The following is a 23,955-nucleotide window of genomic DNA, read 5'->3' on the forward strand; positions in this document are numbered from 1 at the left end:
TCTGACAGGCGCGCTCATGCCGGCGGCTCCCCGATCCCGATGGACCGCAACACCTCGGCTTCGGCGCTGTTCGCAACGTAGGGTCGCGCCGCGGTCATGATCACCCGCGTGTTGTCCGGCGTTCGAATCTCGAGATCCACCGTATTCCACGGCATCGGCCGCGGACCGGATGTGCAACCGGGCAGCAGTTGCTCGCACGCGACCGCGATCTCGTCGAGCTGGCTCAGCACGCAGGCGAAGCTCACGCTCAGTTCGGTTGCCGCCGCGGCCTGGTCGGCGGATACCAGCAGGACATCCTGAAATGCCCAGCGCCGCAGGTGGGTGAGTCGGCCGGGAATGGAGAACAGGTCGAAGAAGCCGAGTCCGCGCGTCCAGAAGTCCACCGATGCGACCAGATCGACCGTCGGCACCGTGACGAACATCGGCATCCCGTAGAGGCCGCGGAAAAGTTCCGGCGCCACGGCGTCGAGTGCGGGTACGGGAACCGGACTGATATCGAATGCTGGATAAGTTTCGCTCACCACCACATCGTCCAGCCTGACGTGACGTCAGGGTCAAATCACGGCACGCTGGACCGAGATGGGCGAACCGGTCGGCGGCGAGAGTCGCTATGCCGCACCGAAGAACAGGTAGTCGAACAGCGCCAGAATTCGGTCGATGCCGAATTTGTCGGGACGGTCGAGCACCAGGCCCGCCGCGGTTTGGATAATGCCCTGTACGACCTGGGCCAATACAACCGGATCGACGCCATCGGCATCGGGCTGGTCCGCCAGCCACAGTCCGAGTGCTTGCCGTAGTGGTGTGCGCAATTCGTCGCGAGCCGCGGCGAGCCGTTCCCGCAGTACCGACGGCACACCGTCGATCGGGAAGTACACCAGTCGCCAGGTGTCGGGCATCGAGCAGACCTCGGTCAGAAAGTAGCCGAGCATCGCGGGCAGCTGTTCCGATGCGGCGGTGCCGAATTCGGGTGTGGTGGCGGTCTCGGCGACCGAGCGGGCCACTGCCGCCGCCATGCGGGCGGTCTCGCGTTCGATGAGTGCCTCGAGCAGTTCGTCACGGCTGCCGAAGGAGTCGTAGACGACCGGCCTGGTCACCCCGCCCCGCTCGGCGACCGCGGCAATGCTCACGCTGGTGAATCCCGCCTCCGCTACAATGCGCAACGCCGCGTCGAGCAGTTGCTCACGCCGGTCCGCCGGCTGAAGACGCTTGGCGTACTTGCGTTTAGGCGATTGCTCATGGGGCGCTGCTTGTTTCGCGTCGGCCATCGCTAGTTCTCTCCGATTCCGGCGGCGGCGACCGCCCGGCGCGCCACCCAGCGCAATGTCTCGGATACCGCCTCGCGCCGTTGCGCGCCGTCCTCGGCGAGCACCAGCCTCGCACCGGTCTCGCTCGCGCTGATCACCGCGTGACTCAACAACTCTTCATCCATATCTCGCTCGGTGAGCGCGGCGATCAGCGCGAGTACCGCTCGACTGCGCTCCCGCAGCGCCTCGCGGCCGCGATCCACCCGTTCGTGCGCGGCTTCCGGTAGGCCGTCGCCGCGCATGAGGACGAATCGCCAGCTCTGCGGCGCGGCCGCGACGAGGTCGAGAAAGATATCGACGGCATCGGCCGAGACGTCCGCCGCGATCGCGGCCAGATCGGCGCCCTCCCGCAATACCGGAGTCGCCTCTGCCGCCATGGCCAGCAGCCGTTCTTCCTCGCGATCGAGCAGTGCCTCGAAAAGTTCATCCCTGTCACCGAATTCGGCGTACAGCGCGGGGCGGGTAACACCCGTCGCGCGCGCGATCGCATGCATACTGGCGCCGGCGTAACCCTCGCGCACGATCAGGTCCCGTGCTGCGTCGAGAATGTCGTCGCGTCGTGTTGACAATTACCCTCCAACGTCGGCTGACGGACACATGTTTCAGATTTGCTCCGGCTGGGTCAGTGTACGCATTTCGCTCGCACTCGCGGATTCGACTTCCCAGCGCGCGAATAGCGCACCGGCGCAATGGGTGTGGCGCTCAATGCCCCCTGTCGGCACGCTGAATTACCAGATCGCCGTCGAACAGTCTCCTGAGACAGCAAGGCGTGGCGGGCTGATACATCACTCTTTGCGGAAATCTGCATCGCCACGAGTCAGCCATACACCGCCAGCAGCGCACAGACCAGGAGTACCGATTCCGTCCCAGACAACTTAGGCTGTGGTGACATCGTCGAAGGGACAGCGATGTCTGCCATATCGGAATCGCCGACGCGCGCACTCAACGGATTGGTGACCCACGGCTGGAACCGGGCCGCGCGGCTCTACAACTTCCCGATGCTGCAGCGGGTGGCCTATCGCCCACCACAAGACGAGATCATCGCGCAATTGCGGATCGGCCGGCCGCGGCGGATCGCCGATATCGGCTGCGGCACCGGCATTCTCGCCGCCCGCATAGAACGCGAGCTGCGACCGGATGTGGTGTACGGCTGCGATGCGTCGGTGCGGATGTTGCGGCAGGCGCGGTCGCGGTCGGATCGGGTGAAGTGGCGCAATCGTCGAGCCGAGGATCTCGGCCTGCCCGACGCTGCGGTGGAGGCGGTGGTGTCCACACACGCCTTCCATTTCTTCGATCATGCGGCGGCACTCGCGGAGTTCCATCGGGTGCTCGCGCCCGGCGGGTGGCTCGCGATCGTGATCAATAATCCGCGCAGCCGGTGGGCGATGGCGCTACAGCCGCCTGCGGTTCGGGGGCTCGCCTACTTTCCGCCGCCGGAGGTGATGCGTTCGCTGGTCCAGGCGGCCGGATTCACTGTTCTCGAACAGCGGCCGGTGCATCGCCCACTGCCGAACTCGCTGGTACCGGACGTGCTCACGGTCGCACGGCGCTGATACCGCCACCCGTGGCATGCTCGTGTCATAGGTGATTTCCGACCGGAAGGCGGGTGCGATGCCCGAATCAGCGCCATGACCGAGACCGTGTGGTACGCGTCGTACGGCTCGAATATGCATCTGAGCCGCCTGCGCTGCTACCTCGCCGGCGGCACACCCGACGGTGGCGCGATCACGCTCCCCGGCTGCCGCCACGGGGCCGAACCGCTGCGCTCGGTACCGCTGACGCTGCCCGGCCTGCAATATTTCGCCACCGAATCCTTGACCTGGACCGGCGGCCGAGCCTTCTACGATCCCGACGCCCCCGGTGAAACCGCCGCCCGCGCGCATCTGGTCACCATCGACCAGTTCTGCGATATCGCCGCCCAGGAGATGTACCGAACCCCCGGAACGGACCTGGACCTGCGCGAAGCGATGACCCACGGCCGCTCGACACTCGGTCCCGGACGCTACGAAACCCTGGTCTGCACCGGCATTTTCGAGGGACATCCGGTGCTCACCATCACCGCCCCGTGGCGCTACACCGACCTGCCCGGCAACCCGCCGTCGGCGGCCTACATACGCCACCTCGCCGCGGGCCTGATCGAATCCCACGCCTGGACGGTCGAAGAGATCGCCGACTACATCGCGACCCGCCCCGGTGCGGAACTCGGATGGACGGCTGCGACGATCGCCACCCTGCTGGGTCGGGCCACGCGAATGGATGCGGAGACGATCGCGCCGTTTCGAACCACGTAGTAGCGCCGCCAGACCACGTGTTCGGCCACCGCGACCAGATCGACGCCGGGTGAACGAGCGACCGATCGCAGCGGTTGCTCGACCACCTCGGTGGCGAGCACACTGTCCAAATGGACAGCCGCGCAAAGATACCGGTGGCCTCGTCACGACGCAGCGGACCGGGTCCGGTCGGCTGCGTCCTCCCCTCCGCAGGATCCACTCGGCGCGAGGGCGGCCCCACAGTTCCCGCAGAACGCGTGGTCTTCGGGGTTCGCATGGTCACACTCTTGGCATTGCACACCGGTAGCCAAACATTTCGCCGGATCGATTCGGCGGAAATTCACTGTGCTGTACCGCAATTCGCCTGCACCCGACCACGGCGGGTGTAAGAATCACCCGATGAGCCTGGGTGCGAGCAATATGTTGCTCGAACGGGATATGGGGCACCTGCGAATACTGGTGGCCTCGCCGCTGGGACGGGTCATCGAGCCGGTACTGCAGCAAGCATTCGCTGGTTCTACCGTCGCGGTGGCGCTGGACCGGCATGCCGTGCGCCGCGAGGTCGTGCACCAGGTCCGCTTCGATGTGGTGATCACCGACCTGATCTGGAACGATCCGGCGCTGGAGTACGGTTTCGACGGCTTGGACGTGCTGGATATGCTGGGTTCGGCGCAGCGCGAGGCCGCGGTGCTCATGGCGGCGCAGGGGCACAGCATGGAGCGCGACCATCTGGACGAAGCACTGCTCAGGTCTTCGGAATTGGCCGGCTTCTATTCGAAATCCTCTGGTGTCCCGGCATTGTTGGAGGCGATTCCCCCGGCGGCGACCGGACGACGGCCACACCTCGAGCCGCCGCCTGCCACGCCACCCCCGCTGTATCGGCTGTTCCAGGGGCAGCGCGGTGAGACGGCCGCGCGGCTGGCCGGAGCCATTGCCGCGGGCCGCGCCACCGACGCGGTTTCACTGGCCAAGGCCGCGCGGGTCGGTCTCAATACTGCCAATAAGGTGGCCAGCGTCTATATCGGGCCGATCGTGCTCGAACGCGGCGAGCACGATCCCGAATTGCCGCTGACCGCCAATGCGATCTATCGGTGGTGCGGCGTGCACGCGCATTACCTGCTCAGCTGGTGCCGCCGCAACGGTCACGACGACGTACTCACCGCTGACACACCGAGCAGCAGTTCGTCGAGATCCACCCGATAGCGTCCGGAGCGGAGCCCGCCACCGCATGCGATCAAACGCGCGGCCAGTGCCCCGACGGCGCCGGCCATGGTCGCCGCGGTGCCGAGCTGCGGCCAGGTCGGCAGCGTATGGCCGACCTGGGTCAGCGAATAGCGCAGCCGCGAGGTGAGTCCGCCACCGACTATGGCACCGACCAGCCGCGACCGCCGAGCCGGATCGCCGAGTTCGGCGAGTGACCACTGCGCCGCGAATTCGACACGGCCGTGCAGGATCGGATAGGCCGGGTCGAGGTCGTAGCGTTCGATATCGAGCAGCACATTGTCGCCGTTGTCGGTGACCATGACGACCGGAATTCCGGCTGCCTTCGCGCGTCGTCGAATATCGAATTTCATCGGCAGATCGTCCATTTCCTCGAGTAGCACGGCCAACCGCTCGGTGCCTTGCCCGCCGAGGAAGTCGTCCGCGAACTCGGGCACATACCCGTGCGGGAAGGCATCGATCCGGGTGTAGGGGTCGACCTCCAGCGTGCGGCGTTGCGCGAGTGTCAGTTTCGGGGCGCCCAGATCGCAGACCGAGGCGGCCAAGCGGTTGAGGTTCGTCGCGCCGAGGGTGTCGCGTTCGGCGAGACGGAAGCGTCGCGCGCCGGTCAGCGAGCAGACCGAAAGTGCCGCCGCGCCGACACTGAGCCCGGCGATGCCGATCAAGGCCCCCGACCAGGTCCGCTGCTCGTGGGTTTCGATCAGGAATCGGTTGCGGGCCGTGCGCAGTCGCCAGAAGTGTTCGGCATCGGGCAGTTTCACCACGGTTCGACGCCAAGGAAAGACGACATACCGCGCGGCTGGTCCGCTACGGCGCAGTGACGCAATGTGATTCGCCATATCCGCTCGGGCTTGCGGCGTGGCGACAACGAGCCGGGGATGGTCGAGGGCGACCAGTTCGGGTAGGCAGCCGTCCCATGCATCGACATAGCGGAACCCAGAGCCGGGTGCGAGCAATTCCGCGATCCGTGCGGAATCGTTTTCCGGATGCAGTATCTCGATCATGCCGCACGCTCCGTCCAGCGATGTTTGATATCGGCTTCGAATCCGGCCGATGCGAAGGGCCGCAGGCTGATCACGGGCTCGGCGGCCGTGCCGAGCGCCCGGTGCAGGCGGCGGTATTCGGTGTTGGTACGTACCAGCGCGTCCACTACCGCGCGCCGCAGCCGCACCTCGAACCCCTCGATCGGGTGCGTGCCCGCGCGCAATTCGACCCGCAGGGTGAGGGTCTGCTCGAACTGCCTGCCGGTGCTGGTGGCGAGTACGAACTTTCCGGTCACCGTCGGGGCTATATCCGGATGTTCCAAGGCCATTCGCACGCTGTCCGGGTAGATCTTCAGCGCGTAGAACGACGTGGCGATGTCGGTGCGCCGGTGTAGAGCCAGGAATCCGCACGAATCCGTCGAGGTGGTAATCGGAATATCGTTGTCGCCGATCAGATCCGCGAGTTCGGTGGCCGAGAACAGCGCACCCTGATCGTTGATGCGGTAGCGCACCAACGGGATCGCGGAGTCGATGGTGAACAGGAAGCGCTGCTCGGCATCGAGTTCGGCGAAACGGTAGTCGGTATCGTATTCGACCAGCGTGGGCTGGATCTCGTCCGCACCGAACAGCTCCGCGCCGACGACACGCTGCCGCGCGGCCAGCCGGCGCACGGCGATGGTGGTCGCGGTCTCGTGCCCCATGATGCCCGCATCAGCGGTGCCGTACATCAGACAGGTTGCGGTGGGGTCACCGGATTTGCCGATCCGCCGCAGCGCCCAGTCACGCCAGTTCTCGCTGATCGCCTCCCCCGCCAACAGGATTCGCAGATCCTGACCCAGCACCTCTTCGGGCGCGCGGTCCAGCACATCCTTGATGAACGGCGGATAGCCCGCGAGCACCACTTGGTCATAGCGCGGGCCGAGCGTCGCGATATTGTCCAGGATCGCTTCGGCGTCGATGCCGGGGGCGATGACCGAGAGTCGATGACCACGGTGGCGCAGCATCAGCGCACCGGTGTAGGTGTAGGTGCCGCCGATCCAGTTGCCCATGGCGAAGCCGATCACCAGCAGCGTCGAACGGCGCTGGGATCCGAAGCACTGCTGAAAAATCCGCGCGTAAAGTTCGGTGCTCTCGTCCAGGGACGCGATATCGCGCGGCCAATAGGTCGGGCGGCCGGTGGATCCGGAACTCGTGGACCACGTTCCGGCCCTGGTGATATCGCCGCGCCAGACGAGCGCCTCGAGCGGATATCGGTGCAGATAGTTCTCCTTCGTCATAGCCGGCACATTGGCGAAATCGGCGAGGGTGTGGATATCGGCGGGGTAGACGCCGTGCGCGGCGAGGAAGTCCGCATAGGCGGGAACCTGCCGAGCAGCACGGTGGAAAACACCGAGCGCACGTAGGAATCCCGGTGTCGGATCCGGTTTCACGGTTGGCAGAGGTATCGACATGATGGTTGTCCCTGTGTCGGAAGTAGTGCTCCGCAATCGTCCGACCTGCGATAACTCCATGCGGAACAGTCCATACAAGGTCCATACAGGCGCTGCGCGGCGGTCAGCGTGTCGAACAGAGCGGTCGGGATGGCACGCCGGGCAGGTAGCGCTGCCACTCGGCCGAACTCAGTCCGGTACTGCCGCTATTGCACAGCGCATCGGCGACACGATCCGGATCGGTCGCCCACAGCCGCACGACTTTATCGGGACCGGCGCCGATGAGCAGTTGGCCGCCCAGTGCGTAGCCCGCGTCGTTGACCCGGCCGGAATATGCGGTCAGCACGGCGACGCGACGTGGCCGATCCGGATCGATGACATCCCAGATCCAGATATCGCTGCCCTCACCGCCACCGACGATGTAGCGGCCGTCGGGACTGAAGTTCACCGTGATGATCGGGTCGGGTGGTCCGTCGAGCGTGCCGAGGTTGCGCGGATTCTCGGGATCGGACAGGTCGTAGAGTCGGGCGGTGTGGTCGGTACTGCCCGCGACGATCGTCGGGCCCTGCGGGCTGAAGGCCACCGAGGCCACGTCGTTGTCGAAACCTTTGAGCGACGGCAGTTCTCGAGACGGTCGGCCGCGATCGCTGATGTCCCATATGCGCACGACGTCATCGGTGGTGGCTATGGCGAGCAGGGTGCCGGTCGAGTCGATGGCGACCAGATTCGGCAACGCCTCTTTCAGATCGAGGGCAGCGATGGGCTGTGGGGTGTTCGGGTCCGTGAGGTTCCACACCGTTGCGATCGGATTGTCCTGTCCGACGACCGCAAGTACCGATCCGTCGGGGCTGAAGGCGATCGCGGCCACTATCCCCTCGACCGCTTCGATCGGCTGTCCCAGCAGATGCGGCTGACGGGGATCACGGACGTCCCAGAGATAGATCCGGCCGGTGCGCGTGCCGATGGCGGCACGGGTGCCGTCGGCGGAGAACGCGACGGCACCGCAGGTCTTTTCGTCATGGCCAACCCCGAGCGCCGGGTAGTCGATCGGTGTGGCCGGGTCGGTGATGTCCCAGAGGCGGGGACGACTATCACCCGCGCCGGTCCCGGTGAGGAATTTGGTGCCGGTGCGCTCGATCGGTGTCTGATAGATGGTGCTCTGCGCGCCGCGCAAGACCGGGCCGGGCAGTGGCCACAGGTGTATGACGCCGGTCTCGTCACCGGTGACGACCATGCGCCCACCGAGCGCGTAGCGAACCGAGGCCACGATCGCGAGATTCGGCAGAATCAGCTCGGGCTCGGTCGATTCGGTGGTGATATTCCAGATGCGGGTGCTGTGATCGGAACTGCCCGCGGCGAGTCGGGATCCGTCGGGGCTGAAGGTCAGATCGTTGATGTAGCTGTCGAATCCGCGCAATCTCGGCAACTCGGTCGGTGCGCCCGGCTCGTCGAGGCGCCAGCGCAGCACTTCGCGCGATCGGCCGCCCGCGACAAGGGTCTTGCTGTCGGGGCTGAACCGCAACGCCAACGTCTGTGCGGTGGAACCGTCTCGAGCGCGGTCGAAGACCTGCTCTGCATTGGTTCCGCTCAGACGCCAGATCCGCACCGACGCTTCGGGCCCCGCCGCGGCCAGCATTGTGCCGTCCGGGCTGAATGCCACCACCGGGGAACCGGCGGGCAGGACGAGCCTGGGCAAGGCGATCGGGTGAGCGCGATCGACGATATCCCATCTGGCCAGGCCGGTATCGGTGGTGCCCGCGGCGAGTTGGCGTCGGTCCGGGCTGAATGCCACACCGGTGTAGGTGACTCCGGAACTCGCCACGGTCGAAAGCAGATGCGGTGCACGCGGATCCGCGATATCCCACAGCTCGATCCGACCGGCGGTGATCCTGACGAGGACATCGTCGCCCGGACCGATCTCCAACACCATCGGCTGCGGCCCCGGCGGTCCCACGGGTGCCGGGATCTGACCGACCTCGGTCGCCGGGGTAGTGCCGCCACTCACCTGATACAGACCGACCGTCGCATCCACGGCACCGATGGCCAGCAGCGTGCCGCGAGAATCGGTGGCGACGACCGTGCGCCCCGGGTGTTCCCCGACGAACCGCACCGGCGTGTGCACGGCGCTCGAATCCAATAGTGCCGAGCGTGCTTCCAATGTCGGCTCGACCCGATAGGCCGCCAAGGCCAGTTGCGCCGACAGTGCGGGGTCCTTGTCCCGCAATCGAACCGCCTGCAATGCGATCTGCCGGGACATCGCGTCATCGCGCGCCCGCGCAGCACTCTGCTGCTGGGTGTAGGCCGCCAGCGCAAGCACGAGGGCAACCACCGAGGCCATCGCCAATGCCGCGACCAGCCGCTGCAGAATGCGGGTGCGGCGGCGCTGGGCGAGGATCGCGGCTTGCTGTTCGGCGGAACTGGCGGCGAGATAGGCGCGTTCGCGCTGATTCAGGTCGCGGTGGTGACCGCCGGTGCTCACCCACTCCTGCACCAGCGGCAGCCTTGCCGGGCCGAGCAATTCGCCCGGATCACAACCACTGTCGTGCCAGACCTGGGCGGCGTGGGTGAGTCTGCGGTGCACGATGAGTCCGCCGCGATCGCTGTCCACCCAGTCCGACAATCGGTTCCACGCGCCGATGATCGCCTCGTGGGTGATCTCGACGGTCTCCTCCTCGCAGGTGAACAGGCGCTGGGCGCAGAAGCGATCGATCACGGTATTGACGTCGGCGGCGGTGTCGTCGTCGAAGAACAGTTCCGAACGATGCACCCGCCGCCGGGTCACGCTGTCCTCGTCGATGGTCACCAACCGCAGGAAGGTGCGGCGCGCGATCTGACGTTGCGGGGTGGTGAGATCGGAATAGACGGCGTCGGCGCTGCGCTGGATCGCTCCCCCGATCCGGCCCACCGCGTTGTAATCGAGGACGGTCATCCGCCGCCGGGCGCCGCGTTGCCAAGTCTGCAGCAGCGCGTGCGAGAGCAATGGCAGGGCACCCGCATCGTGCGCCGCGCGGGAACCGTGCGGTGCGAGTTCGAGCAGCAGCAACTGCACCAGGTCTTCGTCCACGGTCCAGCCCGCTTTGCGCGCCGGTTCGACGATGATCTCGCGGACGCCGTCACTGCTCAGCGGCCGGACCAGCACCGCATTCGCGGCCAGCGCATCGTGCAGTACCGATTCCTCGGCGGCGTGCCGGTAGAAGTCCGCGCGCAGGCCGAGCACGAAAACCGTTCGGGTGCGCTGGTGGTCGGCGATCACCTCCAGGAACGCGGCCCGCTGCACCTCGTCCTCACATTGGGTCCAGGTCTCCTCGAACTGATCGAGTACGACGACCTCGGTCTCTTCGAGTTCGCGCAGTGCGTCCAGCGGATGTGAGCCCGGCAGCGCGACACCGGCGGTGAGCCCCTCCTCCTGCAGTGCGGGCAGCAGACCCGCCGACAACAAGGAGGATTTACCGGATCCCGACGCTCCGATGACGAACAGAATGCGTGGTCGTCCCCGCGCGCGCAGCAGTACATCGACCTTGCCCACCAATTCCGCGGTGAGTTCGACGCGTCCGAAAAACCAACCGGCATCATCGAATCGGAACGCCTCCAGCCCCCGATACGGACTCTCGTCATCTCGGCGGCGACGCCCGGTGGTACCGCGCACCCGACGCACCGCGGTCAGCCAGGGCTCCTGCTCCGCCCGCGTGTCGATGCCACAGACGGTGAGCACCGCGCGAAACATCTTCTCATTGCCGTCGGTCGGAACATGTTGTCCCGCAAACCATCCGCTGAGCGTGCCCTGCGGACATCCCGAAAGTTCCACGGTCTGACGGACAGTCAGCTTCGCCGCGACGCGCAAGGCCGTCAGCGCAGCGGCGAATTCTTCGCGAGTTCGAATTTCCGCGGGATCGAGCCCCCCGGCCCACCCTCCTACCACGCTATGACCATAGGGTTTTCGCGCGCAGAACCGAAAGGGCCGTAGGGACCTTGTATTGACTACCACCGACCCTGACCCGGCCGGCCACCCATACTGCTCGGACAGCGCATATTCCGTTGCCGCCCTTGGGACCCGACCCTAGGCGTGGTCCGCGATGCGGAGGATTTCGTCGACGATCAGGTCGGGTTCGGTGAACATGATGAGGTGACCCGAGCGCTCGGCCTCGACCAGTCGGCCGTTGCGGACGGCGGCGGCGGTGCGGCGGTGGGCGGCGGTCAGTGCGATTCGGGTGGTCTTGTCGGTTCGCGGAAGTTTCGTGCCGGTGATGACACTGACACGCACCGCGCCGAGTTCGCGCGGTTGGTCACGGAGGTTTCGCAGACCTGCGCTGAATTGGTCCTGTTCGGCGAGCATGGTGCGCGCGGCGCGCGGGGTGAAATCCTCGGCGCGGTGATCGGCGGCGATATCGGCGGGCTGTTTACTACCGATCCGGCTGCCGAGCAGGCGGTAGAGGCCGAAGCGGGCGAGTTCGGGTAACAGGGCCCTGGTCATCGCGTACCGCTTCTCGGCCGAGGGGAGGAAATACAGTTCGCAGTTCTCGTCGCTCTGATCGACCAGCACGATTCCCTGGATGCGGGTCGGATCCGCGGTCGCGGCGACCCGGACGATGGGACCGCCCCAGCTGTGTCCGACGAGAATGAAGGGCCCCTCCCCCAGTTCCGTCAATACCGCGGCGAGGTCGTCGGCCATCCGGGTGAGGGTACGTGGGTTCGGATCGTCATCGCTGCGACCGCTCCCGGCGCGGTCGTAGACAACGGCGCGCACGCGCTCGGCCACCACCGGCTGCACCAACCCCCATATCGACCGCGAAAAGCCCATACCCGATTCGAAAACCACGGTCGGCCCGCCGGTTCCGCGCACCATGTAGTGCAGTCGACGGCCGTCGGATGTGGTCGCGAATGCGCTCGCACCGAAGGTGTGCTCGTGCCCGAGGCCCTGCTCCGTCACTGTGCCCAACCTACCTTCTCCCTCGCCCTTCGGGCCGCGGTGGCCCGATAACAGGACTAGACAACTTCGGCCGGTGGCGCAACAGCTCGTTGCCCAGCCGCAGACCGGAGCCTGCGGCTGGAACGCGAAATCGGTTGGTATCAGCTCAGTTTCAGCGAACGACCGATAATTTCCTTCATGATTTCGGTAGTGCCGCCATAGATGGTCTGGACGCGGGCGTCCATGTAGGCCTTGGCGATCGGGTATTCCTTCATGTAGCCGTACCCGCCGTGCAACTGCAGGCAGCGGTCGATGAGGTAGAGCTGCTCCTCGGTGCTCCACCACTTGGCCATGGCGGCGTCCTCGACCGACAGCTTGCCCGCATTCAGGTCCTCGATGAAGCGGTCCACCAGAACGCGGACGGCGGTGGTCTTGGTAGCCAGTTCGGCCAGTACGAAGCGGGTGTTCTGCAGGGCGCCGATCGGCTTGCCGAAGGCCTTGCGGTCGCGCACGTACTGGATCGTCATCTCCAGGCAGGCTTCCATGGCCGCGGCCGCCATGACGGCGATCGACATGCGTTCCTGCGGCAGATTGTTCATCAGGTGGATGAAGCCCATGCCCTCGGTGCCGAGCAGGTTCTTACCCGGTACACGGACATCGGTGAAGCTCAACTCGGCGGTGTCCTGCGCCTTGAGACCGAGCTTGTCGAGGTTGCGGCCACGTTCGAAACCGGGCATGCCGCGTTCCACGACGAGCAGGCTGAAGCCCATCGCGCCCTTCTCCGGATCGGTCTGGGCGACCACGATGACGATATCGGAGTTGATGCCGTTGGTGATAAAGGTCTTGGCGCCGTTGAGGATCCAGTCGTCGCCGTCGCGGACCGCGCGGGTCTTGATGCCCTGGAGGTCGGAGCCGGTGCCCGGTTCGGTCATCGCGATGGCGGTGATGATCTCGCCGGAACAGAAGCCGGGCAGCCAGCGCTGCTTCTGCTCATCGTCGGCGAGTTCGAGCAGATAAGGCGCGATCACATCGTTGTGCAGAGCGAAGCCGAGGCCGGAGTACTGGCCGCGCACCGACTCCTCGGCGACGATCGCGTTGTAGCGGAAATCCTTGACCCCGCCGCCGCCGTACTCCTCCGGCATGGCCATGCCGAGGAATCCTTGTTTACCGGCCTCGAGCCAGACCGCACGGTCGACAATGCCCTGCTCTTCCCACTTCACGTGATTCGGCGCGACATGCTGATCGAGAAACTTGCGGAACGACTCCCGGAACAGCTCGTGTTCGGGTTCGAACAGTGTGCGCTCCACGCCAACCTCCTAGTGACCCCACGGCCGGTCCACACCGACCCGTCGTTCCCTCACACGTTACCCGCAACAAGAACCCCCGTTCACTTCCCACCCCGAAATCCCACCCTCACCTGCCACCCCAGTTGCCCGCCGCAGCGAGAATGCGCTCATGGAGATTCGCTCTCGACGTTCGCCCGCACCATCGCACGGCGACCCTCGTCCGGTCAGGCGGGCAGGCCGAGCCCTTGGGCGAGGACGGGCCAGGAGGCCTTCAGGGCGTCTTCCCAGTAGCCCCAGGAGTGGGTGCCGGTGGACTGGAAGTCGTAGGTGGCGGGGATGCCGAGTTGGTTCAGGCGGGACTGCAGGTTGTGTGAGCAGTAGTTGGTGGCGGCTTCGAGTGCGCCGCCGAGGCCGACCTGGTTCGCAAGACCGCCCATGCCCGACAGGGCGTGCTCGCCGTTGAGGGTGTCCCATTGTCCGGGGATGCCGCTGCCGTCGGAGATGAAGAGGTCAAGGCCGCGCAGTCGGTCGGCGTGCACGTACGGATCATTGGCGGCCCACATCGGATCACCTTGCGGCCCATACATATTCGCCGAATCACCACCGCCCACGGCGACCACGGCGTTGACGAAGTTGTAGCCGACCGGGTCGGAAATCTGCGCGCAACCGCTGTAGGCGGCCACGGACTTGTAGAGGCCCGGTGCGGCGATGGGGAGTTGCAGTACCGAAGTACCCGACATCGACAGGCCCGCAATGGCATTGGTGCCGTTGGTGCCGAGTCCGCTATCGATGAGCGGGGGCAGTTCCTCGGTGAGGAAGGTCTTCCACATGTTCACGCCGAGCTCCGGATCGGGGGCGCGCCAGTCGGTGTAGTAGCTCCAATGGCCGCCGACCGGTGTGACGACATTCACATCCTTGTCGTCGAAGAATTGCGCTGCATCGGTACGCGCCTGCCAGGTCGCCGAATCCTCGCCGCCGCCCGCGCCATTGAGCAGATACAGGGTCGGGCGCGGTACGGATGTGTCGGCGGGGCGCTGTACCTGGATCTCGATACTCTTGGCCATGGCGGCCGAGTACACCTGCAGCGTCAGATTGCGGTCGTTCTCGACCGCGACCTCGGCGACATACGAGCCATCGGACGAGCGCGACGAGGTAAGCATCTTGCCGGATGCGACGACCGGATCGGCGCCCGTGGCCGCGGACGCGAAAAAGCCACCCGATGCGGCTGGAAATCCCACCAGAACTGCCGCTACACCCGCTACCGCCGCCATACGTACTCTCGTTCCAGCCATTCGGCCAAAATATGGAGAGTTACTGACAAATAACTGAGAGCAGACTCAGAACAGACTGCGCAGTCGGCCGAACAGGGTGCGACCTGGATCACGATCGCGCTCACTGAACAGGAACTTCAGTTCCTCCTCCAGCTCCTTGCGCACCACGTCACGCAGTTCCACCGCCGCGGCATGCTTATCCGGCGCGTCACGCCACGGTGTCGGGTCGATCGGCGCGCCGGCGGAGAAGTAGAAGCGCTCCGGACGCGGGATGCCGGTCGGACCGACGCCGCGGATCAGCGGCGGGGTCAGGTCCCGGTTCAGGCCGAGCGCCTCGACGGCCCAGCGCAGTGGTCGCATGACTGGATGGTCGCCGTCGAAAACGATGTCGTAGGCATCGTCGACACCGATCATCGCCACCGGCACGATCGGCGCGCCCGCCTCGATCGCCATATGCGCGAAGCCGGAGCGGCCCTCCCACTTGAGGACGTACTTCTCGTTCTTGCGACGCACCGCTTCGCGACCACCGCCCGGAAACACGATGACGGCCTCGCCGCGGGCCAGCAACGCCAGGCAGTTGCGACGGTTGCCGCGCACCGAGCCGAAGTGGTGCAGCAGCTGACGGATGCCGGGCACATTGATGAGCACATTCTCGGCCAGCCCGCGAATCAGCCGACCGCGCCTGCGCAACACCTCGGGCAGCAACAGCGGCGCATCGATGCCGCCCATCAGGTTGTGGTTGCCGACCAGCAGCACCGGCCCCTCGGCCGGAATGTTCTCCAGGCCGTAGAACCGCGGACTCGTCCACGCGCGCAGCGGCGCCAGCAGCGTGTCGAGCACCCGCATATCGGTATCGGTGAGCGAAACCGACAGTGGCGCACCGTCGCTCAGCACTGCCGCGGCGAGCGACGAATCACCGGAGCGCCGATCACCCGAATCGGCCGCACCGGAGTGGTCATGCGACATTTAACCCTCCTGATGTCGATTCGATGACGATAGCCCAACGAATTCGCCTGTGTCGCACCGGATGTGCCGGGCACTCGCTACCGACCGGCCGGTTCGCGAGCAAACCCGGCCGACTCCGCCCTCGTTCAACGACTCAGTGCGCGGAACCATCGGCTTCCGACGAACCCGTGCCGCTCGACTCGGACGCCCCACCCGCATGCGCGTACTGCGACAGCGCCGCCGCCAGTGCGTGCGGGACTCGGGCGCGCACCCGGGTGCCGCCCTCCTCGTGCTCGGAGGTGGTGATGCGACCGTCCGCGTGGATGCGGGCCAGCAGATCGCCGCGCGTGTAGGGCAGCAGCACACTGATTTCGACGTCGAGGCCGCCGAGCACCTCGGCGAGGCGCTCACGCAGTTCGGTGATGCCGGACCCCTTGTGCGCCGAAACGTAGGACGCGCCGGGCAGCATCGCACGCAGCCGAGTGAGCTCGACCGGGTCGACCGCATCGATCTTGTTGACCACCAACAGCTCCGGCGGCGCCGGTGATCCCGACTGCTTGATCACATCGGTGATCACCTCGCGGACCGCCTTGATCTGTTCGGCGGGCAGCGGGTCGGAACCGTCGACCACGTGCAGCAGCAGATCCGCCCCGGTGACCTCCTCCAGGGTGGACCGGAACGCCTCGACCAATTGGGTCGGCAGATGCCGCACGAATCCGACGGTATCGGTGAAGACGACCTCGCGGCCGTCGTCCAGTTCGGCACGGCGGGTGGTCGGATCCAGGGTGGCGAACAGCGCGTCCTGGACCAGCAGGCCCGCGCCGGTCAGCGCGTTCATCAGGCTGGATTTGCCAGCGTTGGTGTAGCCGACGATGGCGACCGACGGGATACCGCTGGAGGTGCGGCGGGCCCGCTTGGTATCGCGCGCTGTCTTCATTTCGCGAATCTCGCGGCGCAACTTGGCCATTCGCTCGCGAATGCGGCGACGGTCGGTTTCGATCTTGGTCTCACCGGGACCACGCAGACCCACACCGCCGCCGTTGCCGCCCGCGCGACCACCGGCCTGCCGGGACATGGACTCACCCCAACCGCGCAGTCGCGGCAGCATGTATTCCATCTGGGCCAGCGATACCTGCGCCTTGCCCTCGCTGGAGGTGGCGTGCTGGGCGAAGATGTCCAGGATCAGTGCGGTCCGGTCGATCACTTTGACCTTGACGACCTTCTCCAGCGCGGTCAGCTGCGCCGGGGTCAGTTCACCGTCGCAGATCACGGTATCGGCGCCGGTTTCGAGTACCACGGCGCGTAGTTCGTCGGCCTTGCCGGAACCGATATAGGTGGCCGGGTCCGGCTTGTCGCGACGCTGGATCAGTCCTTCGAGCACCTCCGAACCCGCGGTTTCGGCGAGTGCGGCTAGTTCGGCCATGCTCGCCTCTGCCTGCGTGGCGGTGCCCGTGGTCCACACCCCGACCAGCACGACCCGCTCCAGTCGCAGCTGCCGGTACTCGACCTCGGTGATATCGGTGAGCTCGGTCGACAGACCCGCGACACGCCGCAGCGAGGAGCGCTCGTCGAGCTGCATCTCGCCGACCGTCGGATCGGCGGTCCACCCGGACCGCTGCATCCGCGCGGCGTGCTCGGCGACTACATCGCCGGTGTCTTCCGTCGTGTCCTCGACAGCCTCGACGTGGTCGTTGTCGTCAGCGGCCGGAGTGAATTCAAAAGTCTTCGATTTCGTCATACATCATCCATGCTGCCACGAGTTCTGACCGATGCGCATTCGGTTATTCCTGGACACGCGTGCGGTCGGTTCCCGCCTTTGCGTATGCGAGAAGTATCAGCGAACTCAGCTGGGCGAATGCGACGACCACCAGTCTTCGGCAATCCGACCCGTCGCCACCAGCACAGACGGTCCGCGCAACCAGGCCGCACCCTCGGCGATGCGGACAGTGACCTGGCCGCCGAGCACCCGGACGCGGACCTCTCCGGTGTCGGCGGCGATGCGGAAACCGTCGGCGGCCAGAGCGGCCGCCGCAGCGGCGACGGTTCCGGTTCCGCAGGAGCGGGTTTCGCCGACACCGCGTTCGTAGACGCGCATGTCGACCGCGCCGTCGACCAGTCCGGTCAGGATCTCGACATTCACGCCCTGCGGGAACAGGTCCGGGTCGAAGCCGGGTGCGACGGTGAGATCGAGTTTGGCGAGAGCGTCCACGGACAGGCTCGCATCGACGCAGGCCAGGTGCGGATTGCCGACGTCGATGCCGATGCCGGGCAACGCCCAACCACCGATGGTCGCGTTCGAGGAACCGAGCTCGCGAACGATCCCCATCCCCACGGTTACCTCGCCGTCGGCGGGCCCACCGGAATGCACCGTGACCGGACGCGCCCCCGCGCGACTACCAACGACGTACTCCGTACGTGATTCGAGTCCCTTCGCCGCCAGGTAGTGCGCGAATACGCGCACCCCGTTGCCGCACATCTCGGCGATCGAGCCGTCGGCATTGCGGTAGTCCATGAACCAGTCGGCATCGGCGATGCCCTCGGGAATTTCGGCGAGGACATCCGCGTCGCGTAGCGCACCCGCGCGCGCCACCCGCAGCACACCGTCGGCGCCGAGGCCGCGGCGGCGATCGCACAGCGCGGCGACCCGGTCCGGCGTCAGGTCCAGCCGGACCTCCGGATCGGGCAGCACCACGAAATCGTTCTCGGTGCCGTGGCCCTTGGTGAACTCGATATCCGACACGTCGCGCATTCTCCCTGCCTATCGTCCTCGAACCAACGTACGGCGCTGCCGCGAAATTTCGTACAGCGCGACCGCGGCGGCCGAGGGCGCACCGAGCGAGCTGGCGGTGCCGCCCATCGGGATATAGACCATATCGTCACAGGCCTGCTGCCAGGCCGCGCTCATGCCGCTGGTCTCATTGCCGACGACCAGGATCGTCGCCTCGGCGAAGTCGTAGTCGAAGACCGCGTCCGCGCCGTGCTCATCGGTGCCGACAATGCGGGTCGGGATGCCGCGCTGGATCTGCCGGTCGCGGAATTCGAGCACCTGCGTGGGTCCGGCGGCACGGAAGATCGGCATGGCGAACAGCGAACCGGTGGATGCGCGGACCGCCTGCGGATCGTATTGGTCGGCACCGTGCCCGGTCACGATGATGCCGCCGGCACCGAACGCGTCGGCCGAGCGGATCAGCGTGCCGAGGTTGCCGGGCGAGTTGGGGCGATCGAAAACCACGACGACAGGTGGCGCGGCATCACCGGGGTCGCCGGGCTCGAAGGTGTCGAGCTCGGGTTGCCTGGATATCGCGACAGCCACCAATTCCGGTATGCCGGTGGACTTTTCGCCGAGTTCAGCCATCAGCTCCGGCACCAGGCCGACCTGCTGCACGCCACTGGTCTCCAGTAGTTCACGGGCCCAGCTCGACAGCTCCGGCGCGCCGAGGCGGTAGAGCATCGTCTCCAGCGGCCAGTCGCTGGCGATCGCTCGAGTGATCGGGCGCACGCCCTGCACCAGGAAGCGGCCGTCGCGGTGGCGCTTGGTCCGGTTGTTCAGATACGCCTGCCACACCTGGACCGAGGCATTTCGGGTACTAACACGACGTGTCACTGCGGGGTCCGTTCCTTCTCGAGCAGGGTCAACGCCGTCGCGACCAGATCGGGATCGGCGCCGTCCACCCACCGCACCCTGGGATCGCGGCGGAACCACGAGCGCTGCCGCCGGACATAGCGCCGGGTGCCGATCAGGGTGCGTTCCTGCGCGTGGTTCAGGTCGTATTCGTTGGCCAGGTACGACAGGACTTGTGCGTAGCCGATCGCCCGGCGGGCCGTGACGCCCTCCCGCAGACCTTTATCGATCAGTCCGCGGACCTCGTCGACCAGACCGGCCTCGAACATCAGCGCGGTGCGCCGTTCGATGCGCTCGTCGAGTTCGGCGGTGTCGCGGTCCACTCCGATGATCACAGTGTCCCAGCGCGGTTTTCCGATCACCGGCGCCGAGGCCGCGAAGGGACGCCCGGTGAGTTCGACGACCTCGAGCGCACGCACCATGCGGCGCCCGTCGGTGGGCAGAATGGTGGCCGCGGCCGCCGGATCGGCCGCTTTCAACGCCTCGTGCACCGCATCGACGCCACGCTCGGCCAGCAGTGTCTCCCAGCGTGCGCGGACCGTCGGATCGGTGGCCGGAAATTCCCAATCATCCAGCAGCGCTTGGACATACATCATCGATCCGCCGACGATGATCGGCGTGCGGCCGCGCGCCATGATCTCGCGCACGTCCACGCTGGCCGCGGCCTGATAGGCGGCGACGGTTGCGGTTGCGGTGACCTCGAGGACATCGAGTTGGTGATGCGGGATCCCCCGGCGTTCGGCGGGCAGGAGTTTCGCGGTGCCGACATCCATGCCGCGATAGAGCTGCATCGCATCGATATTCACGATTTCGCCGCCCAGCCGTTCGGCGAGATCGAGGCCGAGATCGGATTTGCCGGTGGCGGTGGGACCGACGACGGCGATCGGCGTAGTCACCGATCACCTCCCGATGTACGCCAGATGCTCACCTGATAGCCCACGCCGAACGGGGCATCGCTGTACAGGGTTTCGACGGATGGGGCGACCGAATCGGCGGCGAAGAGTCCGGCGAGTACCTGATAGGCCGCGCGGCCGGACAACACGAGTTCGGCACACAAGCCTGGATCCAGGGCGAGCAGTGCGGCGGTATCGCCATCGGCCAGGGCGCGATCCAGTTCGCGCTGCACGTCGGCGGCGCGCTCGTCGAGGTAGCCCGGCGCCCCGAGGGTCAGGGTCGCCGCGCCGTCCGCGACGATGAGAACGCCCGCCTCCTCGGGTGAATCGTCCAGGGTGGTACGCAGCTGCGCGCCGATCCGGGCGCATTCGTCGGCGGGTGTGTCGACGGCGACGAGAGTCGTCGCAGCCACCGCATCCGGTGCGACCTGACCACGCAACCACCCGGCGATCAGGGCGGGCAGCGGCTGCTGCGGATCCGCCGCGCCGGGCGTTTGCCGCGATCGCGACAGCGCGGCCGCCGAAAGCCCGACCTGCACGTCCGCACCGAAACCGCGGAAGGTACCGACCGCATCCGGTGCGACGACCTGCGCGGCCGCGCCCACACCCACGACGGTCCAGTTCCGAGTCGTCGCGGCCAATGCGCCGACCGCGGCGAGCGCGGCCGCGCGCAACACCGCGGGCGCATCATCGGAATCCGACCCGGCCGCGCGCGCGAGACCGCCGCAGAGCTCGGGCACCAGGATCGGCGGCGACGGGACCAGGGCCGCAATGGAGAACACGCCGTAACCGTATCGTTCGCCGAATGTGCGATCCACAGCACCGCTGCGGTGTCCGCAACCTCCGGGTTCGAGTGTCTCTGCCGCAAACTCGGCCGAGATTGATAGTGTTCGAGGTGCTACAACCCAGGTCATCACGGGTTGATTTCCCTGGGAATCATCAGTCGGAGGGCTTTGATCGATGGTTTACAGGGCCCGGACCGGGTTCAATGGAGTGAGCTAGGGCGTAACCAGGCAGCCGTGACGCGCGGCAGGGACGAGGAGCAATGAGCGAGAGCAACGGAACGGCGAAAGCGACCCCCGGCAGCACGTCGCACCCCTCGGATTCCCCGAAGGCCGCCGTGCCCAAACCTTCCGCCGCGCCGAAACCAGCCGCAGCCCCCAAACCGGGCGGGTCGGCGGCCCATCCCAAGCCGCATGCGGTCAAACCGGCCCCAGGGCCGGCCGCACAGCAGCATCCGCATCCGGTCGTCGTGCCGACCGTCAGCGATCCCAGTGCATGGGGTCGCGTCGACGACGACGGCACCGCATGGGTGAAAACCGCCGAGGGCGAGCGCGTCGTCGGATCCTGGCAGGCCGGTGACGCCGCCGAGGGTTTGGCGCACTTCGGCCGCCGATTCGACGATCTGGCCACCGAGGTGGCGCTGCTCGAGGCACGACTGGCCGCAGGCGCGGATGCCCGCAAGACCAAGGCGGCCGCGGTCACTATCGCCGAATCGTTGCCCACCGCGGCGGTCATCGGCGATGTCGAGGGACTCGCCCAGCGACTGCAGGCCATTGCCGAACACTCCGAAGAGGCGGCGGCGCACGCCAAGGAGGAGAAGGAAAAGGCCAGGCACGAGCACACCGAGCGCAAGGAAGCACTGTGCGCCGAGGCCGAGAAGATCGCAACCGAATCCACCCAGTGGAAGGCCGCGGGCGATCGGCTGCGCGAAATCCTGGACGAGTGGAAGTCCATCCGCGGTGTGGACCGCAAGGTCGACGACGCATTGTGGAAGCGCTACTCCAAGGCGCGTGAGGCGTTCAACCGCCGCCGTGGCGCGCACTTCGCCGAACTCGACCGCGAACGCGCGGCCGCGAAGTCGCGCAAGGAAGAACTCTGCGTGCGCGCCGAGGAACTTTCCGGCTCCACCGACTGGGTCGGCACGGCGGGTGTCTTCCGCGATCTACTCGCCGAATGGAAGGCCGCGGGCCGGGCGCCACGTGAGGCCGACGAGGCGCTGTGGCGGCGTTTCAAGAGCGCCCAGGACGTCTTCTTCGCCGCACGCAATGCCGCCGTCTCCGAGCGCGACGCCGAATTCGAGCAGAACGCCGCCGCCAAGGAAGAACTGCTGCACGCCTACGCGCACATCGATCCCTCGACCGGTCTGGACGCCGCTCGCGCCGGCCTGCGCGAACTCCAGGACAAATGGGACGCGATCGGCAAGGTCCCGCGCGAACGCATCCAGGAACTCGAAGGCAAACTCCGCACCATCGAAAAGCGCGTCCGCGACGCGGCCGATGCCCAATGGCGCCGCACCGATCCCGAGGCCATGGCCCGAGCCGCTCAATTCCGCGAACGCGTCGCCCAATTCGAGGAACAGGCCGCCAAGGCAACCGCCGCAGGCAACAAGCGCGACGCGGAGAAGGCACTCGAGCAAGCCAAACAGTGGCGCGAGTGGGCCGAGGCGGCAGAAGGAGCAGTCAGCAACCGCTGATGCCTTTGTCGCCATGCGCTGGAACCGATCGCCCGGTCGGCCGCGCGATCGGTTGACGAGTTCGGGTGCGGATCGGCACCCGGCCGTCGATGCGACCCTCTCGGAGGCCAGCCAAGAGCCATCCAGGCACGTTGCTGTGTGTCCTTCCGCGCGGCCCGCTCTCGGAGTATGGGTCTGAGCATGCTCTCACACGAACTCGGCGTTCTCGTTCGCGCGATAGTGGCGCGGCTCAGGGTAGTCCCGGTATCGGGGGTGGGTCAGGAGTCGCCGGTGAGCCGGTGGCGATCGCGTTCCTCGGCGGCGGCTGCGGCGTTGCGCCGCTGTTCTTCTGCGGCTAGTTGCAGTGCGGTGCGGCTCCAGACGACGCGGATCCAGTGGAAGGTCAGCACGATGATGGCGATGGTGCCGAGGATGAGGCCGACGCCGGGGCCCGCGCCGTGGTAGTTGCCGAGGCCGGGGGTCTGGCGGTGCCAGATCGAGAAGATGCCGAAGACGCTGCCGATCGCGGAACCGGCGACCGCGATCCAGGCGAGCACCCAGCGGCGAGTCATCAGCGCGAGCAGTGAGAAGCCGATGCCGAAGAGGGCGGCGAACCAGACGAAGATCCGCGACGGCAGACCGATGTGCTCAGCGTGCGCGGCGTCGGTGCCGAGCAGCACATCGAACCCGCGGGCACCGCCCGCATGCGACAACACGAGCGAAAACAGCAGCAGGAAGACCGCGCCCGCGACCACCATCGCGCGCACCCCGGGGTCGATCTCCCCCGCGATGCGCCGCTCGACGGCATCGAGATCGTCCTTGAACTGCTCGAAGCCATTACTGCTCTCGACGGAGTTCACCGCGCCCTCGTCTCCTTCGGCTGATCCCTGCCCCGCTGCCTTATCCGGATCCACTGTGCCATCACCGCCCCGATCCCCCGCAGCCACCCCACTACGTTCGGTAGTACTCGCATCCCCCAGACCCGATCGCGAGTCCGCCCCACTCTGGCCAGCGCCGGAATACGGCGCGCCACTCGCGCCCGCAGTCGAATCCACGCCGATCTCGCCGGATCCTGAATCCGCGCCACCCTTGCCTTTACGCGAGTCCGAAGCGCTCTCGCCCGGTCCTGAGTCCTCCCCAGCACCCGAATCCACGCTGCCTTCGCCCCGATTCGGGACACCGCCGAGGTCACCCGCACGCAATTCCCCGCTTGATTCCGAATCCGCGTCGCCCTTGCTTCCACGCAAGTCCGAAGCGCTCTCGCCCGGTCCTGAGTCCTCCCCGACACCCGAATCCACGCTGCCTTCGCCCCCATTCGGGACACCGCCGGGGTCACCCGCACGCAATTCCCCGCCTGATTCCGAATCCG

The 23,955-nt window shown here is 66.7% G+C and carries 20 protein-coding genes; 4 read left to right on the plus strand and 16 right to left on the minus strand.

The features are described 5' to 3' along the window. Positions 1 to 14 precede the first annotated feature (14 nt). From ACQPXH_RS19890 to ACQPXH_RS19900, 3 genes are all read right to left on the minus strand, one after another. Positions 15 to 521, minus strand: coding sequence for a VOC family protein (locus ACQPXH_RS19890; RefSeq protein WP_433598039.1), 507 nt, complete (start codon positions 519 to 521; stop codon positions 15 to 17). A gap of 87 nt (positions 522 to 608) precedes the next feature. Further along, positions 609 to 1,265, minus strand: a complete 657-nt coding sequence (locus ACQPXH_RS19895) for a TetR/AcrR family transcriptional regulator (protein WP_433598040.1) — start codon at positions 1,263 to 1,265, stop codon at positions 609 to 611. Positions 1,266 to 1,267: 2 nt separating this feature from the next. Beyond that, complete coding sequence (locus ACQPXH_RS19900) at positions 1,268 to 1,873, minus strand: TetR/AcrR family transcriptional regulator (protein ID WP_433598041.1); 606 nt, start codon at positions 1,871 to 1,873, stop codon at positions 1,268 to 1,270. A gap of 339 nt (positions 1,874 to 2,212) precedes the next feature. Here ACQPXH_RS19900 and ACQPXH_RS19905 point away from each other — a divergent pair, with 339 nt between their 5' ends. From ACQPXH_RS19905 to ACQPXH_RS19915, 3 genes are all read left to right on the plus strand, one after another. Further along, positions 2,213 to 2,857, plus strand: coding sequence for a class I SAM-dependent methyltransferase (locus ACQPXH_RS19905; protein WP_433598042.1), 645 nt, complete (start codon positions 2,213 to 2,215; stop codon positions 2,855 to 2,857). 75 nt (positions 2,858 to 2,932) lie between these two features. Then, on the plus strand, positions 2,933 to 3,595 hold the full coding sequence (locus ACQPXH_RS19910; protein ID WP_433598043.1) for a histone deacetylase: 663 nt from the start codon (positions 2,933 to 2,935) through the stop codon (positions 3,593 to 3,595). 378 nt (positions 3,596 to 3,973) lie between these two features. Next, complete coding sequence (locus ACQPXH_RS19915) at positions 3,974 to 4,777, plus strand: response regulator (RefSeq protein WP_433598044.1); 804 nt, start codon at positions 3,974 to 3,976, stop codon at positions 4,775 to 4,777. On the opposite strand, the gene ACQPXH_RS19920 is transcribed toward ACQPXH_RS19915, so the two are convergent. The 12 genes from ACQPXH_RS19920 to ACQPXH_RS19975 form a co-directional block, all read right to left on the minus strand. After that, complete coding sequence (locus ACQPXH_RS19920; RefSeq protein WP_433598045.1) at positions 4,717 to 5,799, minus strand: ThiF family adenylyltransferase; 1,083 nt, start codon at positions 5,797 to 5,799, stop codon at positions 4,717 to 4,719. The two genes, ACQPXH_RS19915 and ACQPXH_RS19920, sit on opposite strands and share 61 nt — an antisense overlap. Then, a complete protein-coding gene (locus tag ACQPXH_RS19925) occupies positions 5,796 to 7,229 on the minus strand; it encodes a phenylacetate--CoA ligase family protein (RefSeq protein WP_433598046.1) in 1,434 nt (477 codons plus the stop codon). The genes ACQPXH_RS19920 and ACQPXH_RS19925 overlap by 4 nt, the downstream gene beginning before the upstream one ends. Positions 7,230 to 7,332: 103 nt before the next feature. Next, on the minus strand, positions 7,333 to 11,127 hold the full coding sequence (locus ACQPXH_RS19930; RefSeq protein ID WP_433598047.1) for a WD40 repeat domain-containing protein: 3,795 nt from the start codon (positions 11,125 to 11,127) through the stop codon (positions 7,333 to 7,335). A 138-nt stretch (positions 11,128 to 11,265) separates the two neighbouring features. Next, complete coding sequence (locus ACQPXH_RS19935; RefSeq protein ID WP_433598048.1) at positions 11,266 to 12,135, minus strand: alpha/beta fold hydrolase; 870 nt, start codon at positions 12,133 to 12,135, stop codon at positions 11,266 to 11,268. A 140-nt stretch (positions 12,136 to 12,275) separates the two neighbouring features. Next, positions 12,276 to 13,421: an acyl-CoA dehydrogenase family protein gene (locus ACQPXH_RS19940; protein WP_433598049.1), complete on the minus strand. Its 1,146-nt coding sequence runs from the start codon at positions 13,419 to 13,421 to the stop codon at positions 12,276 to 12,278. A 203-nt stretch (positions 13,422 to 13,624) separates the two neighbouring features. Continuing rightward, positions 13,625 to 14,671: an alpha/beta hydrolase gene (locus tag ACQPXH_RS19945; protein WP_433598050.1), complete on the minus strand. Its 1,047-nt coding sequence runs from the start codon at positions 14,669 to 14,671 to the stop codon at positions 13,625 to 13,627. 66 nt (positions 14,672 to 14,737) lie between these two features. Beyond that, positions 14,738 to 15,637 (minus strand): lysophospholipid acyltransferase family protein, encoded by a 900-nt coding sequence (locus ACQPXH_RS19950; protein WP_433598051.1) that lies wholly within the window; start codon positions 15,635 to 15,637, stop codon positions 14,738 to 14,740. A 133-nt stretch (positions 15,638 to 15,770) separates the two neighbouring features. Continuing rightward, positions 15,771 to 17,237 carry a GTPase HflX gene (gene hflX, locus ACQPXH_RS19955; protein ID WP_433603516.1) on the minus strand — a complete coding sequence of 489 codons (1,467 nt, stop codon included), beginning with the start codon at positions 17,235 to 17,237 and terminating at the stop codon, positions 15,771 to 15,773. A gap of 222 nt (positions 17,238 to 17,459) precedes the next feature. Further along, complete coding sequence (dapF, locus tag ACQPXH_RS19960) at positions 17,460 to 18,347, minus strand: diaminopimelate epimerase (RefSeq protein ID WP_433603517.1); 888 nt, start codon at positions 18,345 to 18,347, stop codon at positions 17,460 to 17,462. 27 nt (positions 18,348 to 18,374) lie between these two features. Next, positions 18,375 to 19,220 (minus strand): TrmH family RNA methyltransferase, encoded by an 846-nt coding sequence (locus ACQPXH_RS19965; RefSeq protein ID WP_433598052.1) that lies wholly within the window; start codon positions 19,218 to 19,220, stop codon positions 18,375 to 18,377. Then, positions 19,217 to 20,134, minus strand: a complete 918-nt coding sequence (gene miaA, locus ACQPXH_RS19970; protein WP_433598053.1) for a tRNA (adenosine(37)-N6)-dimethylallyltransferase MiaA — start codon at positions 20,132 to 20,134, stop codon at positions 19,217 to 19,219. Before miaA ends, ACQPXH_RS19965 begins: the two co-directional genes overlap by 4 nt. After that, the gene (locus ACQPXH_RS19975) at positions 20,131 to 20,913 is read right to left on the minus strand and encodes a hypothetical protein (RefSeq protein ID WP_433598054.1); all 783 of its coding nucleotides are present in this window, start codon (positions 20,911 to 20,913) and stop codon (positions 20,131 to 20,133) included. The genes miaA and ACQPXH_RS19975 overlap by 4 nt, the downstream gene beginning before the upstream one ends. Positions 20,914 to 21,176: 263 nt before the next feature. On the opposite strand from ACQPXH_RS19975, the gene ACQPXH_RS19980 reads away from it, so the two are divergent. Further along, positions 21,177 to 22,607 (plus strand): DUF349 domain-containing protein, encoded by a 1,431-nt coding sequence (locus ACQPXH_RS19980; RefSeq protein ID WP_433598055.1) that lies wholly within the window; start codon positions 21,177 to 21,179, stop codon positions 22,605 to 22,607. A gap of 257 nt (positions 22,608 to 22,864) precedes the next feature. On the opposite strand, the gene ACQPXH_RS19985 is transcribed toward ACQPXH_RS19980, so the two are convergent. After that, positions 22,865 to 23,446: an Rv2732c family membrane protein gene (locus tag ACQPXH_RS19985; protein WP_433598056.1), complete on the minus strand. Its 582-nt coding sequence runs from the start codon at positions 23,444 to 23,446 to the stop codon at positions 22,865 to 22,867. Positions 23,447 to 23,955 lie beyond the last annotated feature (509 nt).

Source organism: Nocardia sp. CA-135953, assembly GCF_050955735.1.
Classification (GTDB): domain Bacteria; phylum Actinomycetota; class Actinomycetes; order Mycobacteriales; family Mycobacteriaceae; genus Nocardia.

Excerpts from the sequence above, each read along its gene's own strand:
- hflX (WP_433603516.1), bottom strand. The coding sequence starts at position 17,237 with ATGCAGCGGTCCGGGTGGACCGCCGATCCGACGGTCGGCGAGATGCAG.
- ACQPXH_RS19895 (WP_433598040.1), bottom strand. The coding sequence starts at position 1,265 with ATGGCCGACGCGAAACAAGCAGCGCCCCATGAGCAATCGCCTAAACGC.
- ACQPXH_RS19945 (WP_433598050.1), bottom strand. The coding sequence starts at position 14,671 with ATGGCGGCGGTAGCGGGTGTAGCGGCAGTTCTGGTGGGATTTCCAGCC.
- ACQPXH_RS19905 (WP_433598042.1), top strand. The coding sequence starts at position 2,213 with ATGTCTGCCATATCGGAATCGCCGACGCGCGCACTCAACGGATTGGTG.
- ACQPXH_RS19920 (WP_433598045.1), bottom strand. The coding sequence starts at position 5,799 with ATGATCGAGATACTGCATCCGGAAAACGATTCCGCACGGATCGCGGAA.
- ACQPXH_RS19910 (WP_433598043.1), top strand. The coding sequence starts at position 2,933 with ATGACCGAGACCGTGTGGTACGCGTCGTACGGCTCGAATATGCATCTG.
- ACQPXH_RS19925 (WP_433598046.1), bottom strand. The coding sequence starts at position 7,229 with ATGTCGATACCTCTGCCAACCGTGAAACCGGATCCGACACCGGGATTC.
- ACQPXH_RS19980 (WP_433598055.1), top strand. The coding sequence starts at position 21,177 with ATGAGCGAGAGCAACGGAACGGCGAAAGCGACCCCCGGCAGCACGTCG.
- ACQPXH_RS19915 (WP_433598044.1), top strand. The coding sequence starts at position 3,974 with ATGAGCCTGGGTGCGAGCAATATGTTGCTCGAACGGGATATGGGGCAC.
- ACQPXH_RS19950 (WP_433598051.1), bottom strand. The coding sequence starts at position 15,637 with ATGTCGCATGACCACTCCGGTGCGGCCGATTCGGGTGATCGGCGCTCC.